At 66.4% G+C, this 15,597-nt stretch carries 15 protein-coding genes; 14 read left to right on the top strand and 1 reads right to left on the bottom strand.

Annotation, left to right across the window (positions count from 1 at the left end; all coding sequences use genetic code 11):
* Positions 1 to 62: 62 nt before the first annotated feature.
* The 14 genes from IB275_RS16145 to IB275_RS16080 all read left to right on the top strand — a co-directional run bounded on the left by IB275_RS16145 (position 63) and on the right by IB275_RS16080 (position 14,829).
* Positions 63 to 857 carry an enoyl-CoA hydratase/isomerase family protein gene (locus IB275_RS16145; protein ID WP_192295988.1) on the top strand — a complete coding sequence of 265 codons (795 nt, stop codon included), beginning with the start codon at positions 63 to 65 and terminating at the stop codon, positions 855 to 857.
* 26 nt (positions 858 to 883) lie between these two features.
* Entirely contained in the window at positions 884 to 2,290 is a 1,407-nt protein-coding gene (locus IB275_RS16140) for a coniferyl aldehyde dehydrogenase (RefSeq protein WP_192295987.1), read from the top strand.
* 9 nt (positions 2,291 to 2,299) lie between these two features.
* Positions 2,300 to 3,391 carry a Zn-dependent alcohol dehydrogenase gene (locus IB275_RS16135; RefSeq protein WP_192295986.1) on the top strand — a complete coding sequence of 364 codons (1,092 nt, stop codon included), beginning with the start codon at positions 2,300 to 2,302 and terminating at the stop codon, positions 3,389 to 3,391.
* 16 nt (positions 3,392 to 3,407) lie between these two features.
* The gene (locus IB275_RS16130) at positions 3,408 to 4,385 is read left to right on the top strand and encodes an NAD(P)H-dependent flavin oxidoreductase (protein WP_192295985.1); all 978 of its coding nucleotides are present in this window, start codon (positions 3,408 to 3,410) and stop codon (positions 4,383 to 4,385) included.
* A complete protein-coding gene (locus IB275_RS16125; protein ID WP_192295984.1) occupies positions 4,382 to 4,828 on the top strand; it encodes a PaaI family thioesterase in 447 nt (148 codons plus the stop codon). The genes IB275_RS16130 and IB275_RS16125 overlap by 4 nt, the downstream gene beginning before the upstream one ends.
* 14 nt (positions 4,829 to 4,842) lie before the next feature.
* Complete coding sequence (locus IB275_RS16120; protein ID WP_192295983.1) at positions 4,843 to 5,232, top strand: Zn-ribbon domain-containing OB-fold protein; 390 nt, start codon at positions 4,843 to 4,845, stop codon at positions 5,230 to 5,232.
* Positions 5,229 to 6,380, top strand: coding sequence for a thiolase family protein (locus IB275_RS16115; RefSeq protein WP_192295982.1), 1,152 nt, complete (start codon positions 5,229 to 5,231; stop codon positions 6,378 to 6,380). Before IB275_RS16120 ends, IB275_RS16115 begins: the two co-directional genes overlap by 4 nt.
* Before the next feature lie 351 nt (positions 6,381 to 6,731).
* Positions 6,732 to 7,925, top strand: a complete 1,194-nt coding sequence (locus IB275_RS16110) for an acyl-CoA dehydrogenase family protein (RefSeq protein WP_192295981.1) — start codon at positions 6,732 to 6,734, stop codon at positions 7,923 to 7,925.
* Positions 7,926 to 7,938: 13 nt separating this feature from the next.
* The gene (locus tag IB275_RS16105; protein ID WP_192295980.1) at positions 7,939 to 9,078 is read left to right on the top strand and encodes an acyl-CoA dehydrogenase family protein; all 1,140 of its coding nucleotides are present in this window, start codon (positions 7,939 to 7,941) and stop codon (positions 9,076 to 9,078) included.
* Positions 9,079 to 9,265: 187 nt separating this feature from the next.
* On the top strand, positions 9,266 to 10,015 hold the full coding sequence (locus IB275_RS16100) for an electron transfer flavoprotein subunit beta/FixA family protein (protein WP_192295979.1): 750 nt from the start codon (positions 9,266 to 9,268) through the stop codon (positions 10,013 to 10,015).
* Entirely contained in the window at positions 10,015 to 10,944 is a 930-nt protein-coding gene (locus tag IB275_RS16095) for an electron transfer flavoprotein subunit alpha/FixB family protein (protein WP_192319012.1), read from the top strand. Before IB275_RS16100 ends, IB275_RS16095 begins: the two co-directional genes overlap by 1 nt.
* 164 nt (positions 10,945 to 11,108) lie before the next feature.
* The gene (locus IB275_RS16090) at positions 11,109 to 12,512 is read left to right on the top strand and encodes a DUF2252 domain-containing protein (RefSeq protein WP_192295973.1); all 1,404 of its coding nucleotides are present in this window, start codon (positions 11,109 to 11,111) and stop codon (positions 12,510 to 12,512) included.
* An 89-nt stretch (positions 12,513 to 12,601) separates the two neighbouring features.
* On the top strand, positions 12,602 to 13,939 hold the full coding sequence (potE, locus tag IB275_RS16085; protein WP_192295972.1) for a putrescine-ornithine antiporter: 1,338 nt from the start codon (positions 12,602 to 12,604) through the stop codon (positions 13,937 to 13,939).
* The gene (locus IB275_RS16080) at positions 13,936 to 14,829 is read left to right on the top strand and encodes an amino acid ABC transporter substrate-binding protein (RefSeq protein WP_192295971.1); all 894 of its coding nucleotides are present in this window, start codon (positions 13,936 to 13,938) and stop codon (positions 14,827 to 14,829) included. The genes potE and IB275_RS16080 overlap by 4 nt, the downstream gene beginning before the upstream one ends.
* A 44-nt stretch (positions 14,830 to 14,873) precedes the next feature.
* On the opposite strand, the gene IB275_RS16075 is transcribed toward IB275_RS16080, so the two are convergent.
* The gene (locus IB275_RS16075; protein WP_192295970.1) at positions 14,874 to 15,548 is read right to left on the bottom strand and encodes a MarC family NAAT transporter; all 675 of its coding nucleotides are present in this window, start codon (positions 15,546 to 15,548) and stop codon (positions 14,874 to 14,876) included.
* Positions 15,549 to 15,597: the final 49 nt, after the last annotated feature.

The following is a 15,597-nucleotide window of genomic DNA, read 5'->3' as shown; positions in this document are numbered from 1 at the left end:
GTGGGCCGGGCCGCCGCGTGCGGGCCGGCCATTCGCGCCGGGATGCCTGCCGCGAGGTACGCATGTCGAGCATCGAACTCTGCATAGAAGACGGACTGGCGCGCCTGACGCTGGCCAATCCGGAACGCAAGAACGCGCTGTCCACGGCCATGGTCGCCGAGCTGATCGACGCGCTCACCGCGCTGCGGCGCAACCCCGAAGTGCGCGCGCTGCTGCTGTCCGGTGCGGGCGGGGCCTTCTGCTCCGGCGGCGACGTCGGCAGCATGGGCGGCACGCCCGAAGCCGGCGCGGTGCGCATGCGCATGACGGAAACCAACCGCCTGCTGGCCGCACTGGCCGACTTCGACTGCCCGGTGGTGGCGCTGGTGGACGGCGTGGCCTACGGCGCCGGCTTCAGTCTGGCGCTGGCCGCCGACTTTGTCATCGCCAGCGAGCGCGGCCGCTTCTGCATGGCCTTCGCCCGCATCGGCCTGGTGCCGGACCTGGCCGCCTCCTGGCTGCTGCCGCGCCTGGTGGGCATGCAACGCGCCCGCGAAATCATCTACTCCGCCCGCGAGATCAACGCCACCGAAGCCGTGCAGCTGGGCATCGCCCTGGAAAGCCACGCAGGCGAGCGGGCCCTCGAACGCGCCGAGGAACTGGCTCGTGCACTGGCGCGGATGTCGCCCCCGGCCTTCGCCATGAGCAAGCGCCTGCTGGCCCGCAGCTTCGAGAACGACCTGGCGACCCAGCTCGACGCCGAAGCCGCCGCCCAGGCTGTGGCGCTGACCTCCGGCTATGTGAAGGAGGCTTCGGCCCGCTTCATGCGCAAGGAAACCCCGCTGTACCAGTGGCCGACCCGGCGCGACGACGAATAACCAGAAGAGTCCATCAGGAGACCCCCATGACCCAGACCAGCCCCGGCACCGCCATCCGCGCCGTGCTCGACCAGCAGCGCGCCGCGCACCTGTCCAGTGAACCGCTGAGCGCCGAGCGGCGCATCGAGCTGATCGACCGCGCCATCGGCCTGCTGGTCGATCACCAGCAGGCAATCGTCGAAGCGGTGCGCGCCGATTTCGGCCAGCGCAGCGACGACTTCTCCCGCGTGGTGGAAGTGCTGTCGCCACTGATGAGCCTGAAGCAGACCAAGGCCCAGCTGCTCGGCTGGATGCAGCCCGAGCCGCGCCACTGTGAGCGCGGCGAAGCCTGGGTGGAGTACCAGCCGCTGGGCGTGGTGGGCATCGTCACGCCATGGAACTTCCCGGTGAACATGGTCTTCACCGGCCTTGCCGGAGTCCTGGCCGCCGGCAACCGGGCGATCATCAAGCCCTCGGAATTCACCCCGCACAGCTCGGCACTGATAGCCCGGATGATCGCCTCGGTGTTCGCCGAGGACGAAGTCGCTGTGATCACCGGCGGGCCGGAAGTCGGCCAGGCGTTCTGCGCCCAGCCCTTCGACCACCTGCTGTTCACCGGCGCCACCAGCATCGGCCGCCAGGTAATGCGTGCCGCCGCCGAGAACTTGGTGCCGGTGACCCTGGAGCTGGGCGGCAAGTCGCCGACCATTATTTCCCGCTCCGCCGACTTCCAGGCTGCGGTGCAGAAGATCATCGCCGGCAAGCTGCACAACGCCGGGCAGATCTGCCTGGCGCCGGACTACGTGTTCGTCCCCGAGGAATCGCTGGACGACTTCATCGTCAGCGCCCGCGAAGTGATCGCGCGTTTCTACCCGAGCCTGCGCGACAACCCCGACTACACCTCGGTGATCAACGTCCGCCACCAGCAGCGCCTGCAGGGCTACCTGGACGAAGCGCACGCGGCGGGCGTAGAGCTGATCGAGCTGAACCCGGCCGGCGAGGACTTCGCTGCGCAAACCGGGCACAAGCTGGCACCGACCCTGCTGCGCAACCCCGGCGACGAACTGAAGGTGATGCAGGACGAAATCTTCGGCCCGCTGCTGCCGATCAAGCCGTACAAGACCATCTCCGAGGTGATCGACTACATCAACGCCCACCCGCGTCCGCTGGGCCTGTACTACTTCGGCGTCGACGCCGACGAGCAGGCGCTGGTGCTGCGCCGCTCCACCTCCGGCGGGGTGACGATCAACGACGTGATCAAGCATGTGGGTGTCGAGAGCCTGCCGTTCGGCGGCGTCGGCCCTTCCGGCATGGGCTCGTACCACGGCCGCGACGGCTTCCGCGCTTTCAGCCACGCCAAGGCGGTGTTCAAGCCGGCGGACGGCCCGGACCTGATGCGCCCGCCTTACGTCGAGCCGCTGCGTCAGGCCGTCACCGCCATGATCTGTCGCTGAGGAATCGCCATGAAAGCTGCTGTACTGCGCCAACCGGGCACGCCGCTGACCATCGAGGAAGTGGCCATCGGCAAGCCCGGCCCGCGCGAGGTGCTGATTCGCACCCGCGCCGTGGGCCTTTGCCATTCCGACCTGCATTTCATTGAAGGCGCCTACCCCTGGCCGATGCCGGTAATCCTCGGCCACGAGGCCGCCGGCGTCGTCGAGCAGGTCGGCTCGGAGGTCCGTTCGGTGAAACCGGGCGACCACGTCGTCACCTGCCTGTCGGCCTTCTGCGGGCACTGCCCACATTGCGTTTCCGGGCACCTGTCGCTGTGCGTGTCACCGGAAACCAAGCGCGGCAAGAACGATGAGCCGCGCCTGAGCGAAGTCACCAGCCTCAAGCCGGTGAACCAGTTCATGAACCTCTCGGCCTTCGCCGAGCAGATGCTGGTGCACGAGAACGCCTGCGTCGCCATCCGCCGCGACATGCCGCTGGACCGTGCCGCCGTGCTCGGTTGCGCGGTAATCACCGGCACCGGCGCGGTGTTCAACACCGCCCAGGTGCGACCAGGCGAGACCGTGGCGGTGATCGGCTGCGGAGGCATCGGCCTGTCCACCCTCAACGGCGCGGCGCTGGCCGGGGCAGGGCGGATCATCGCCATCGACCGGCTCGAGTCGAAACTCGAGCTGGCGAAGACCTTTGGCGCCACCGACGTGATCAACGCTGCCGACGGCGATGCCGTGCAGCAGGTGCTGGAACTGACCCGTGGCGGCGTGCAGCACGCCTTCGAGTGCATCGGCCTGAAGCAGACCGCCGAACAGGCCTTCGCCATGCTCGCGCGCGGCGGCAGCGCCACCGTCATCGGCATGATCAAGCCGGGCGTGAAGCTGGAGCTGAGCGGCCTGGACTTCCTCGCCGAGCGGCGCATCCAGGGCTCTTTCATGGGCTCCAACCGCTTCCCGGTGGACCTGCCGCGGCTGGTGGACTTCTACCTGCAGGGCCGGCTGAAACTCGACGAGCTGATATCCCAGCGCATCGGCCTTGAGCAGATCAACCTGGGCTTCGACGAGCTGCGCCGCGGAGAACTGGCGCGCTCGGTCATCGTCTTCGACCAGTGAATCGCGGAGAACCGACATGAAGACACGCATTACCGAACTGCTCGGCATCCGCTACCCGATCATCCAGGGCGGCATGATGTGGGTCGGTCGCGCCGAGATGGCCGCCGCCGTTTCCAACGCCGGCGGCCTGGGCATCCTCACCGCGCTGACGCAGCCGACCCCCGAGGCGCTGGGTGAGGAAATCGAGCGCTGCCGAACCCTCACCGACAAGCCCTTTGGCGTGAACCTGACGCTGCTGCCGTCGATCAACCCGCCGCCGTATGAGCGCTACCTGGACGTGATCATCGCCAGCGGCGTGAAGGTGCTGGAGACCGCCGGCAACAATCCCGGCGAGTTCATCGCCCGCGCCAAGGCCGCCGGCATGACGGTGATCCACAAGTGCGTGGCCGTGCGCCATGCGCTGAAGGCGCAGAGCCTGGGGGTGGACGCAGTGTCCATCGACGGTTTCGAGTGTGCCGGGCATCCGGGCGAGGACGATGTTTCCGGCCTGGTGCTGATCCCGCTGGCGGCACGCCGCCTGCAGGTGCCAGTGATCGCTTCCGGCGGCATCGCCGATGGCGAAGGCATGGCTGCCGCCCTGGCCCTGGGCGCCGAAGGGGTGAACATGGGCACGCGTTTCTGCGCCACCCAGGAGGCGCCGATCCACGAGAACATCAAGCGCGCGCTGGTGGGCGCCACCGAGCGCGACACCCGGTTGATCTTCCGCACCCTGCACAACACCGCGCGAGTACTGCGCAACCCGATCTCCGAGGAAGTGGTCAGCATCGAGAAGCGCGGCAATGCGCAATTCGAGGACATCCGCCACCTGGTGGCCGGTGCCCGCGGCCGCGCGGCGCTGGAGAGCGGCGAGGCGGACGACGGCATCGTCACCGCCGGGCAGTGCGTCGGCCTGATCGACGACATCCCCAGCTGCGCCGAGCTGCTGCAGCGCATGGTCCGTGACTGCCGGGCCAGCCTCCAGCGAGCCCAGCGTTACGCGGGGAGCGAAGCATGAGCGCCAGTGATTTCATCGAAGAGGAGGGCGACGTGCCCGCCGGCTTCCAGCCCATGTCGCGGCCCGGCTTCGTCAACAACTGCGGTGGCGTGTACGTGAACCTCGAGCGCCGCGTGGTGGCGGCGCGAGTCCTCGAGGAGCACCTGAACCCGCTGGGGATTGCCCACGGCGGTTTCCTCGCGACCCTGGTCGATACCGGCTTCGGCACGGCAATCAAGCTCACCGCCGGCAGCGAACTGCCCCCGGCCACCATCAACCTCGACATGGACTACCTGAGCCCGGCGCTGCCGGGGCGCTGGATCGAAGTCCATGTGCAGATCCACAAGCTCGGCCGCAGCATCTGCGTGGCCAGTTGCGACCTGCTTGACGGCGACAAACTGCTGGCGCGAGGCAAGGGCACTTTCATCAACAACACGCGCAGCCTGCACGGCCGGGCGCAATGAACCAGGAGCCAGCCATGGCCGAGAATCCCCCAGCCGCCGCGCCCGTCGGACCGGAAGCGCAGTACCAGCGATTCCTCCAGCAGGGCGGTTTCATGATCCAGCGCAGCGCTTCCACTGGCCGCCATGTGTTCTACCCGCGGGTGGCCGTCCCCGGCAGCGGCGAGACCGACCTGGAATGGGTCGAGGCTGCCGGCACCGGGCGCATCTACGCCATCACCGTTAACCGCTCGCGCAATGCCAGCCACAACGTGGCGCTGATCGATCTCGACGAAGGCGTGCGCCTGATGTCGCGCATCGAAGGCCGGGAAACCGCGCCCATCGGCAGCCGCGTCAAGGCGCGGGTGATCGAGGAAGACGGGCAGGCGCTCGTGGTGTTCGACGTGATCGAAGAGGTGCAGGCATGAATTCGTCCCTTCGCGGCAAGACCGCCATCGTCGGCATCGGCAGCGCCGGAATCGGCGAAGCCCACGGTTTCAGTGCCATGGAACTGCTCGGCCAGGCTTCGCTGAAAGCCATCGCCGATGCCGGGCTGAAACTCTCCGACGTCGATGCGGTGTTCTCCGCCACCAGCTCCCATGCGTTCCCGACGCTGTCGGTATGCGAGTATCTGGGCATCAGACCCAGGTTCGTTGACGGCACCAACGTCGGCGGTTCCAGCTTCGAATGGCACCTGCTGCAGGCCACCCTGGCGCTGCAGGCCGGGCTGTGCGACGTGGCGTTGATCTGCTATGGCTCCAACCAGCGCACCGCCGGCGGCAAGCTGGTGTCGATGAGCGAGCCGCAGTGGCACGAGACGGCCTACAAGCCACGCCACCCGATCACCTCCTATGCGCTGGCGGCCAGCCGGCACATGCACCAGTACGGCACCACCCGCGAGCAACTGGCGGAAGTGGCCCTGGCCGCGCGCGGCTGGGCCAACCTCAACCCGGAAGCCTTCGCCCGCGGCCCGCTGAGCATGGACGATGTGCTGGGCGCGCGGATGGTCAGCGACCCGCTAAGCGCCGCCGACTGCTGCCTGGTCACCGATGGTGCCGGCGCCTGCGCGATGGTCCGCGCCGACCGCGCCCGCGACCTACCGAACAAGCCGGCGTACTTCCTCGGCGCCGGCGGCGCGCAGTGGCACCGTTCGGTGGTGTGCATGCCGGACCTGACCGTCACCGCCGCCTCGGAAAGCGGCCCGCGCGCCATGCAGATGGCCGGCGTGAGCCACGCCGATATCGACCTGGTGATGCTTTACGACGCTTTCACCATCAACACCATCCTGTTCCTCGAAGACCTCGGCTTCTGCCCGAAGGGCGAGGGCGGACGCTTCGTCCAGGGCGGGCGCATCGCCCCCGGCGGCGAGCTGGCGGTGAACACCAATGGTGGCGGCCTGTCGTGCGTGCATCCGGGGATGTACGGGATGTTCCTGATCCTCGAAGCGGTGACGCAGATTCGCGGCCAGGCCGGGGAGCGGCAGTTGAAGAAGGCCGATATCGCGCTGCTGCATGGCAATGGCGGGACGCTGTCGAGCCAGGTCACGGCGTTCCTCGGGAGTGAGGCGGCGCTCTGATCGGGCATCGAGCAAGAGCCCCTCACCCTAACCCTCTCCCAAGGGGAGAGGGGACCGTTCGGTGCAGGTTGAAACCAATGCGTCAGCCGGCACGATCTGCCCCCTCTCCCTGAGGGAGAGGGCTGGGGTGAGGGGGAAGCCCAGGCACGCAATCATCAGGCAAGCACCGAAAGCCCGCCCGGCCCATGCCGCGCGGGCTTTCTGCTTTCTCGCGGCCCGAAATAAATCCCACCCGAAATTGGTCCGAACGAACTACAGCCAGCCCCGCGCCACATCCCGATACTCGACCGCAGCACCCAACCCGTCGCCCCTGCGCGGCGCACAAGAACAACAGGTCTGAGGAACACCTCGATGGATATCCACTACACGCCCGAAGAGCTGGCCTTCCGCGAGGAAGTGCGGGCCTTCCTGCGCGACAAGCTGCCGGCCGAGCTGGCCGCCAAGGTCAAGCTCGGCAAGCGCCTCTCCAAGCAAGACAACGTCTTCTGGATGCGCACCCTGAACGATCGCGGCTGGCACGCCTCCCTCTGGCCGGTGGAACACGGTGGCACCGGCTGGAGCGTGGTGCAGAAGTACATCTTCGAGGAAGAGTGCGCGATCTTCGGCGCGCCCCGCGTGCTGCCGTTCGGAGCGGTCATGGTCGGCCCGGTGATCATCAACTTCGGCACCGAGGCGCAGAAGGCCTACTTCCTGCCGCGCATCCTCGACATGACCGACTGGTGGGCCCAAGGCTATTCCGAGCCGGGCTCCGGCTCCGACCTGGCCAGCCTGAAGACCCGCGCCGTGCGCGAAGGCGAACACTACATCGTCAACGGCCAGAAGACCTGGACCACCATGGGCCAGCACGCCGACTGGATATTCTGCCTGGTGCGTACCGACCCGCAGGCCAAGGCCCAGCGCGGCATCAGCTTCCTGCTGATCGACATGAAGTCCCCCGGCATCACCGTGCGCCCCATCATCACCCTGGACGGCGAGCATGAGGTCAACGAGGTCTTCTTCGACAACGTGAAGGTGCCGGTGGCCAACCTGGTGGGTCAGGAGAACGACGGCTGGACCTGCGCCAAGTACCTGCTCACCCACGAGCGTACCGGGCTTGCCGGCATCGGCTTCTCCAAGCAGTTGCTGCGCCAGCTCAAGGGCATCGCGGCGCGCGAGCGCAAGGGCGGGAAACCGCTGATCGACGATCCGCTGTTCCGCGCACAGATTGCCGACCTGGAAATGCAGCTGATGGCGGCAGAAATGAGCAACCTGCGCATCCTCGCCGCCGCCCGCGAAGGCGGCGGCAGCGGCGCGGAAAGCTCGATCCTCAAGGTGCGCGGCACCGAGATCCGCCAGGCGATCACCCATCTGCTGCGCAAGGCCGTCGGCCCCTACGCGCTGCCGTTCCTCGAAGAGGAAATGGAAGCCTGCTCCGGCGACCTGCTGCACACCGACTACAGCGCCACCGCCGCCAGCCAGTACTTCATCATGCGCAAGCTCTCGATCTACGGCGGCTCCAACGAAATCCAGAAGAACATCGTTTCCAAAGTGAACCTCGGACTCTGAGAGGCAGCCGACCATGGACTTCAAACTCAATGAAGAGCAGCAGATGCTGCAAGACACGGCGGCGCGTCTGGTACGTGACGCCTACGGATTCGAACAGCGCGAGGCTTTTCGCCGTAGCGAGCTGGGCTACAGCGCCGACTTCTGGCGCCAGCTTGGCGAGCTGGGCCTGACCGGCGTGTCCCTGCCCGAAGCCTACGGCGGCTTCGGCGGCGGCGTGGACAGCATGCTGGTGCACACCGAGCTGGGCCGTGGCCTGTGCCTGGAGCCTTACCTGCAATCGGTGGTCTTCGCCGGCGGCCTGCTGGCCCAACTGGGCAGCGACGCGCAGAAGGACCAGTTGCTGACACGCGTCGCCAGTGGCGAGCTGCAACTGGCGGTGGCCTTTGAGGAACCGCAGAGCCATTACGAACTGAACAGCGTGGCCACCCGCGCCGAGCCGGTGAACGGCGGCTGGCGTCTGAGCGGGCGCAAGGTCGCGGTGATCGGCGGGCACAGCGCCGGGCTGATCCTGGTCTCGGCTCGCGTGGCCGGCGGCGAGCAGGACGAGCAGGGCATCGGCCTGTTCTTCCTCGACCCGAACGAGGCGGGCGTGAAGCGCCGCGTCTACCCGACCGCCAACGGCCTCAAGGCGTGCGAGCTGTACCTGGACGGTGCCTTTGTCGCCAGCGGGCACGTGCTGGGCGAACCCGGCGAAGCCTTCGATGCGCTGCGCTACCAGCAGGGTCGCGCCATCGCCGCGCAGTGCGCCGAGGCGGTCGGCGCCATGGAAGCTACCTGCGAGCTGACCCTGGACTACCTGAAGACCCGCAAGCAGTTCGGCGTCGCCATTGGCTCCTTCCAGGTGCTGCAGCACCGCATGGTGGACATGCGCGCCGAACTAGACCAGGCCAGCAGCATGGCGATCCTCGCCGCCTGCGTCGCCGACCAGCCCGACAGCACCGAACGCAGTCGCGCCCTGGCCGCCGCCAAGTACATCACGGTCCGCGCCGGCCGCCTGATCTCCGAGCAGTGCATCCAGCTGCACGGCGGCATCGGCCTCACCGACGAATACCTGGGCTCGCACTACGCCAAGCACCTGGTGATGATCAGCCACCAGTTCGGCGACGACGACCATCACCTGCAGGCGTTCAGCCAGATGATGGACGTGGCCTAGAACGTAGGGCGAATAACGCGCCAGCGTTATCCGCCGCTGCCCCGAATGACGGCGGATAACCGCAAGCGGTTATCCGCCCTACGTTCTGCTTTCCTACAGGCCCCTGGCGTCCCGCAGGTGTAGCCCAGTCCCAGAGTCACCCCTTGTTCCGGGCCGCAAGGCCCGGTTTTTTTTCCAGGAGTCCCCGATGAAAGTCCTCGTAGCCGTCAAGCGCGTGGTCGATTACAACGTCAAGGTCCGCGTCAAGGCGGACCACTCCGGCGTCGATCTGGCCAACGTCAAGATGTCCATGAACCCCTTCTGCGAAATCGCCGTGGAAGAGGCCGTACGCCTGAAAGAGAAGGGCGTTGTCAGCGAGATCGTGGTGGTCTCGGTCGGCCCCAGTAGCGCGCAGGAGCAACTGCGTACCGCATTGGCACTGGGCGCAGACCGCGCGGTGCTGGTCGAGAGCAATGACGAACTGAGCTCCCTGGCCATCGCCAAGTCGCTCAAAGCCCTCGTCGACAAAGAGCAGCCGCAGCTGGTCATCCTCGGCAAGCAGGCCATCGACAGCGACAACAACCAGACCGGCCAGATGCTGGCTGCGCTGACCGGCTACGCCCAGGGCACCTTCGCCTCCAAGGTCGAAGTTGCTGGCGACAAGGTCAACGTCACCCGTGAAATCGACGGCGGCCTGCAGACCGTTGCCCTGAACCTGCCGGCAATCGTCACCACCGACCTGCGCCTGAACGAGCCGCGTTATGCGTCGCTGCCGAACATCATGAAGGCGAAGAAGAAGCCGCTGGAAACCCTCACTCCTGATGCGCTGGGCGTCTCCACGGCCTCCACCGTGAAAACCCTCAAGGTCGAAGCGCCCGCCGCGCGCAGTGCCGGCATCAAGGTGAAATCGGTGGCCGAACTGGTCGAGAAACTGAAGAACGAAGCGAAGGTGATCTGATGGCGGTCCTGGTTATTGCAGAACATTCCAATGGCGCGCTGGCCTCGGCGACGCTGAACACTGTCGCCGCTGCGCAGAAGATTGGTGGCGACATCGCTGTGCTGGTCGCTGGCCAGAATGTCGCTGGCGCGGCCGAAGCCGCTGCCAGGATCGCCGGTGTTGCCAAGGTGCTGGTCGCCGACAACGCTGCCTACGTCCACCAACTGCCGGAGAATGTGGCGCCGCTGATCGCTGAGCTCGGCAAGGGTTACAGCTACGTGCTGGCCCCGGCGACCACCAACGGCAAGAACTTCCTGCCGCGCGTCGCCGCCCTGCTGGACGTCGACCAGATCTCCGAGATCATCGAAGTCGTCAGCGCCGACACCTTCAAGCGTCCGATCTATGCCGGTAACGCTATCGCTACCGTGCAATCCTCGGCTGCCGTCAAGGTCATCACCGTGCGTGGCACCGGCTTCGACGCCGTTGCTGCCGAAGGTGGCTCCGCCGCTGTTGAAGCCGTTTCCGGCCCGGCCGATGCTGGCAAGTCCGCCTTCGTGGGCGAAGAACTGGCCAAGTCCGACCGTCCGGAACTGACCGCTGCCAAGATCGTCGTTTCCGGCGGCCGTGGCATGGGCAATGGCGACAACTTCAGCATCCTCTACTCCCTGGCTGACAAGCTGGGCGCTGCCGTCGGCGCTTCCCGCGCTGCCGTTGACGCCGGCTTCGTGCCGAACGACATGCAGGTCGGCCAGACCGGCAAGATCGTCGCTCCGCAGCTGTACGTGGCCGTCGGTATCTCCGGCGCCATCCAGCATCTGGCGGGCATGAAGGACTCGAAAGTGATCGTGGCGATCAACAAGGACGAAGAGGCGCCGATCTTCCAGGTTGCCGACTACGGCCTGGTGGGGGACTTGTTCGAGGCGGTGCCGGAGCTGCAAGGCGCGCTGTGAGCCGCGGCCGGCGTGCCCGACAAAAGAAATCCGGGTCGCCACGCGCATGGCCGAAAGTGATCTAGCTTGAATGGAGGGGAGCCGGCGTCGGTGCCGGCTCCGCGAGCAGATCGGCGCCGCGTCCGTGTGCGCCGCACGTCCCTCACCCCAGGTGACGAAACGCCATGGACTCCCCGAAGAAAGCCTCCAGCAAGAAAGCCGGTGCCCCCGAATCTGCCGTGCAGTTCCGCTCCCGCGAGGAGCGCCTGGACGTCGGCCGGCGCCTGCGGCAGAAGATTCCCCGCGAAAGCCATGGCAAATGGAAGTCGCCTGGGCGACAGCGCGATGTCATCGCCATCCTGGAAAAGTCCAACCGCGATCGCCTCAAGGACCTGGTGCCGATCCGCTACGGGCGCATGTTGCGCAGCCCCTTCACCTTCCTGCGGGGTTCGGCTGCACTGATGGCCCATGATCTCGCCGGGCTTCCGCATATCGGCGTGAAGGTGCAGGCGTGCGGCGACTGCCATCTGCTCAACTTCGGGTTTTTCGCGACCCCCGAGCGCAACCTGGTCTTCGATCTCAACGACTTCGACGAAACCCTGCCTGCGCCCTGGGAATGGGACATCAAGCGCCTGGCGGTGAGTTTCGCGGTGGCTGCCCGCAGTAGCAGCATCGCCGATGCTCGCGCGCGCGAAATTGCCATGACCTGCGTGCGGGCCTACCGCGAGAACCTGCGCTCCTATTCGCGCATGAGCCCGCTGGAGGTCTGGTACTCGCGCCTGGATACCCAGGCCCTGCTGGACATGGCGCCCGATGCCAAGGCGCGCAAGTTTCGCCAGCAGCTGTTCGACCGAGCCCGCGAACGGGTGGTGGAAAGCGCCTTCCCGAAGATCGCCGAGCAGGTGGCGGGCCAGCCGCGCATCATCGACCAGCCGCCGATCATCTACCACGTCGCCGAAGCGGACTTCATGCAGCGCGTGCTGAGCAGCCTGGCGGATTACCGCGGCAGCCTGTCGGACGATCGCCGGGTGCTGTTCGAGCGTTACCGACTGGTCGACGCAGCAGTGAAGGTAGTCGGCATCGGCAGCGTCGGCACGCGCTGCTTCATCGCGCTGCTGTTTTCCGAGGAGAACCACCCGCTGATCCTGCAGTTCAAGGAGTCCTGCCGCTCGGTACTCGAGCCTTATGCTGGCAAGTGCCAGTACCGCCACCAGGGGCAGCGCGTGGTGATGGGCCAGCGCCTGATGCAGTCCTCCAGCGATATCTTCCTTGGCTGGATGCGCAGCCCGGCCGGGCGCGACTACTTCGTCCGACAGCTGCGCGACATGAAACTGTCGGTGCCGGTGGAACGCATCAGTGCCGTGCAACTGGAGCGCTACGCCGATATCTGTGGGCTGACCCTGGCCCGCGCCCACGCCAAGTCCGGCGACGCCGCAAGCATCAGCGGCTACCTGGGCAAGGGCGACGCCTTCGACAAGGCGATAGGCGACTTCGCCTTGCTCTATGCCGATCAGACCGAACGCGACCACGACGCGCTGGTCAAGGCCGCGCGCAGCGGGCGAGTAAAGGTGTTGATGGAGGAAGAGTAGGGCGTCCTGCGAGCTGTTTCGCGCAGCGGCGGCGCCTACGAGGGACTGCTCCTGTCTTCTGATCACTTCTCCTGCAAAAGAGCATGCAAATGGAAGCATCCGGCAAGAAGATGACCCTGACCGGGCTCACCACCCTGGTCGCGGTCAACATGATGGGCTCGGGCATCATCATGCTGCCCACCAGCATGGCGCAGCTGGGGGCGATCTCCCTGCTGTCCTGGATCATCACCGCCATCGGTTCGATGGCCATCGCCTACTGCTTCGCCCAGTGTGGTATCTACTGCACCCGCTCGGGAGGCATGTCGGCGTACACCGAGGAAGCCCACGGCAAGTCGGCGTTCTTCCTCTGCTCCTACCTGTATTTCCTGTCGCTGGCCATCGGAAACGTGGCCATCGCGATCTCCGCAGTGGGCTACCTGACCCCCTTCATTCCCTGGCTGGGCACCGGCGCCATGCCGCTGTTCATCGGCAGCGTGGCGCTGATCTGGCTGACCACCCTCGCCAACTTCGGTGGCCCCAAGGTGACCGGGCAAATCGGCTCCCTCACGGTCTGGGGGGTGATCATCCCGGTGGCGGGCCTGTCGATCATCGGCTGGTTCTGGTTCGACAAGCAGGTGTTCGACGCTGCCTGGAACCCGAACAACATCGCCATGGGCGACGCCATCACCCAGAGCATTCCGCTGACCCTCTGGGCCTTCCTCGGCATGGAGTCGGCGGCGCAGAACTCCGACGCTGTGGAGAACCCCAAGCGCAACGTGCCGCTGGCCTGCCTGCTGGGCACCCTGGGTGCGGCGGTGGTCTACGTGCTGTCGACGACGGTGATCATGGGTATTGTGGCGAATGCCGAACTGGCCAATTCCAGCGCGCCGTTCGCCTACGTTTATGCGCAGATGTTCAATCCCGTGGTGGGCAATATCATCATGGCACTGGCGGTGATGGCCTGCGTCGGTTCGCTGCTGGGCTGGCAGTTCACCCTGGCACAGACGGCCAAGGTCACCGCCGACCAGCACATGTTCCCCCGCCTGTTCAGCAAGGTCACGCTGCTCGGCGCACCGATCCTCGGGCTGGTGGCCAACGCCGCGCTGCAGAGCGCCATGGCGGTGTCGACCATCTCGCCCAACGCCTCGGAGCAGTTCGGCAAGCTGGTCAGTCTGGCCGCGGTGACCAACATCGTGCCGTACATCACCGCGCTGTCGGCGCTGCTGGTGATCATGCAGAAGGCCGGAGTGACCGGCTTCCCGCACCACCGCAACGTGGCGGCGTTACTGATCGCCATGGCGTACAGCTTCTACGCGCTGTACGCCTCGGGGATGGAGGCGGTGTTCGGCGGGATGCTGGTCACTGCGGTGGGCTACCTGATGTTCGGCTACATCGCCGACCGCTTCATCGATCCGCAGGCGAAGCTCAACGTGGAGGCCCGGCCATGAACCGCTGGCTCCCCCGCGCCATCCTCCTGCTGGCCGCCGCGTTGCCGCTGGTCGCTCCCGCCCAGACCCTGGAGCGCATCCGCAGCAGCCACACCCTGACCCTGGGCTACCTGCCGGAGCGCCCGCCGTTCTCCGCCAGCGAAGGCGAGGGCGCCGTCGGCTACGGCATCGACCTGTGCCAGAAGGTCGCCGACCAGTTGCGGACCCAGCCGGGTCTGGCGCAACTGCAGGTGCGCTTCGTCGCGTTGAATGCCGACAAGGCGCTGGAAACGGTGGGCGCCGGCGGCGTCGACCTGCTCTGCAGCCCGATGGTGGAAACCTTGAAGCTGCGTCAGGACCTCGATTTCTCCCTTCCGGTGTATACCGCCGGCCTGGGCGTGGTGGTCCGCAAGGATGCGTCGTTCTTCCTGGTGCGCTCGCTCAACGGCGAGGTGGACCAGAGCGGCCCGACCTGGCGTGCCACGCTGAACCGAGGTCTGGCGGCCTACACCTTCGCGGTGCCCGGCAATACCAGGGTGGAAACCTGGGTGCGCGAACGCCTGCGCCTGCTCAAGGTTCTGGTCACCGTGCAGGCCGTAGCCGGCCCCACGGAGGGAGTCGAAGCGGTCGCGGGCGGCAAGGCCGATGCCTTCTTCTACGACCAGATGACCCTGCGCAGTCTGGTGGAGCACAGCGCTGGCAGGGCCAACCTGATGGTGCTCAGCCGGCGCTTCGAGTTTGCCCCGGTTGCATTGGCGATGCCGCGCGGCGACGAGGACTTTCGCCTGCAGGTGGATACCGCGCTGAGCAAGCTGTATCGCTCCGACGATTTCGTGGCGCTGTACAGCAAGTACTTCGGCGCACCAAGCGAGCTGGACCAGAGCCTGTTCAAGGTCTATTCGCGGCCGTAGGCCGGGCCGGATTGCAGGCGGGCACTTCGCTGCCAGCTTGCGTTTCAGGGTTGCACAAGCAGATGGGCGTTGGTGTCGATCAGCGTCTGCGCGACCTCCACCAGGCCGTTGATGGCGAACTGCACGCCCATGCATACCAGCAGGAAACCCATCAGTCGCGAGATGGCATCGATGCCGGACTTGCCGGTGGCCTTCATGATCAGGTCCGAGGCGCGCAGGCAGCCCCAGAGGATCAGTCCGGTGCAGAGGAAGATCAGCGGTGGCGCGACCAGGATCACCCAGTGCGGGAAGCTGGTGCTGTGCTTGATGCTGGCCGCGGAGCTGATGATCATCGCGATGGTGCCGGGCCCGGCGGTGCTGGGCATGGCCAGCGGGATGAAGGCGAAACTGGTGCGTTCGGGCAGGTCCTCGCGGGAGTCTGGGGAGGGCAGGGGCGCGGGAAACAGCATGCGTCCGCCGATGATGCAGAGGATGCCGCCCCCGGCGACGCGCAGGCCCGGAATCGAGATGCTGAACACCCCCATGATGAACTCGCCGATGTAGTAGGTCAGCGTCATGATGATGAACACGTAGCAGGCGGTCAGCAGCGCCTGCTGGTTCTTCTCTTCGCGGCTGAAACCCTGGGACAGCGCAAGGAACAGCGCGACCGTAGTCGGCGGGTTGATCAGCGGCAACAGGGCCAGCAGCCCGAGTAGGATGGCGTCGAACAAACTGCTCATGAGCGGGCGTTTCTCCAGTGACGGACGGCTGGGGGAAGTTTAGGTGCGA

Origin of the sequence: Pseudomonas sp. PDM21, from assembly GCF_014852505.2 — a bacterium.
Classification (GTDB): domain Bacteria; phylum Pseudomonadota; class Gammaproteobacteria; order Pseudomonadales; family Pseudomonadaceae; genus Pseudomonas.
The sequence above is the reverse complement of the archived record's forward strand: the minus strand, read 5'-3'. Positions and strand labels throughout refer to the sequence as shown.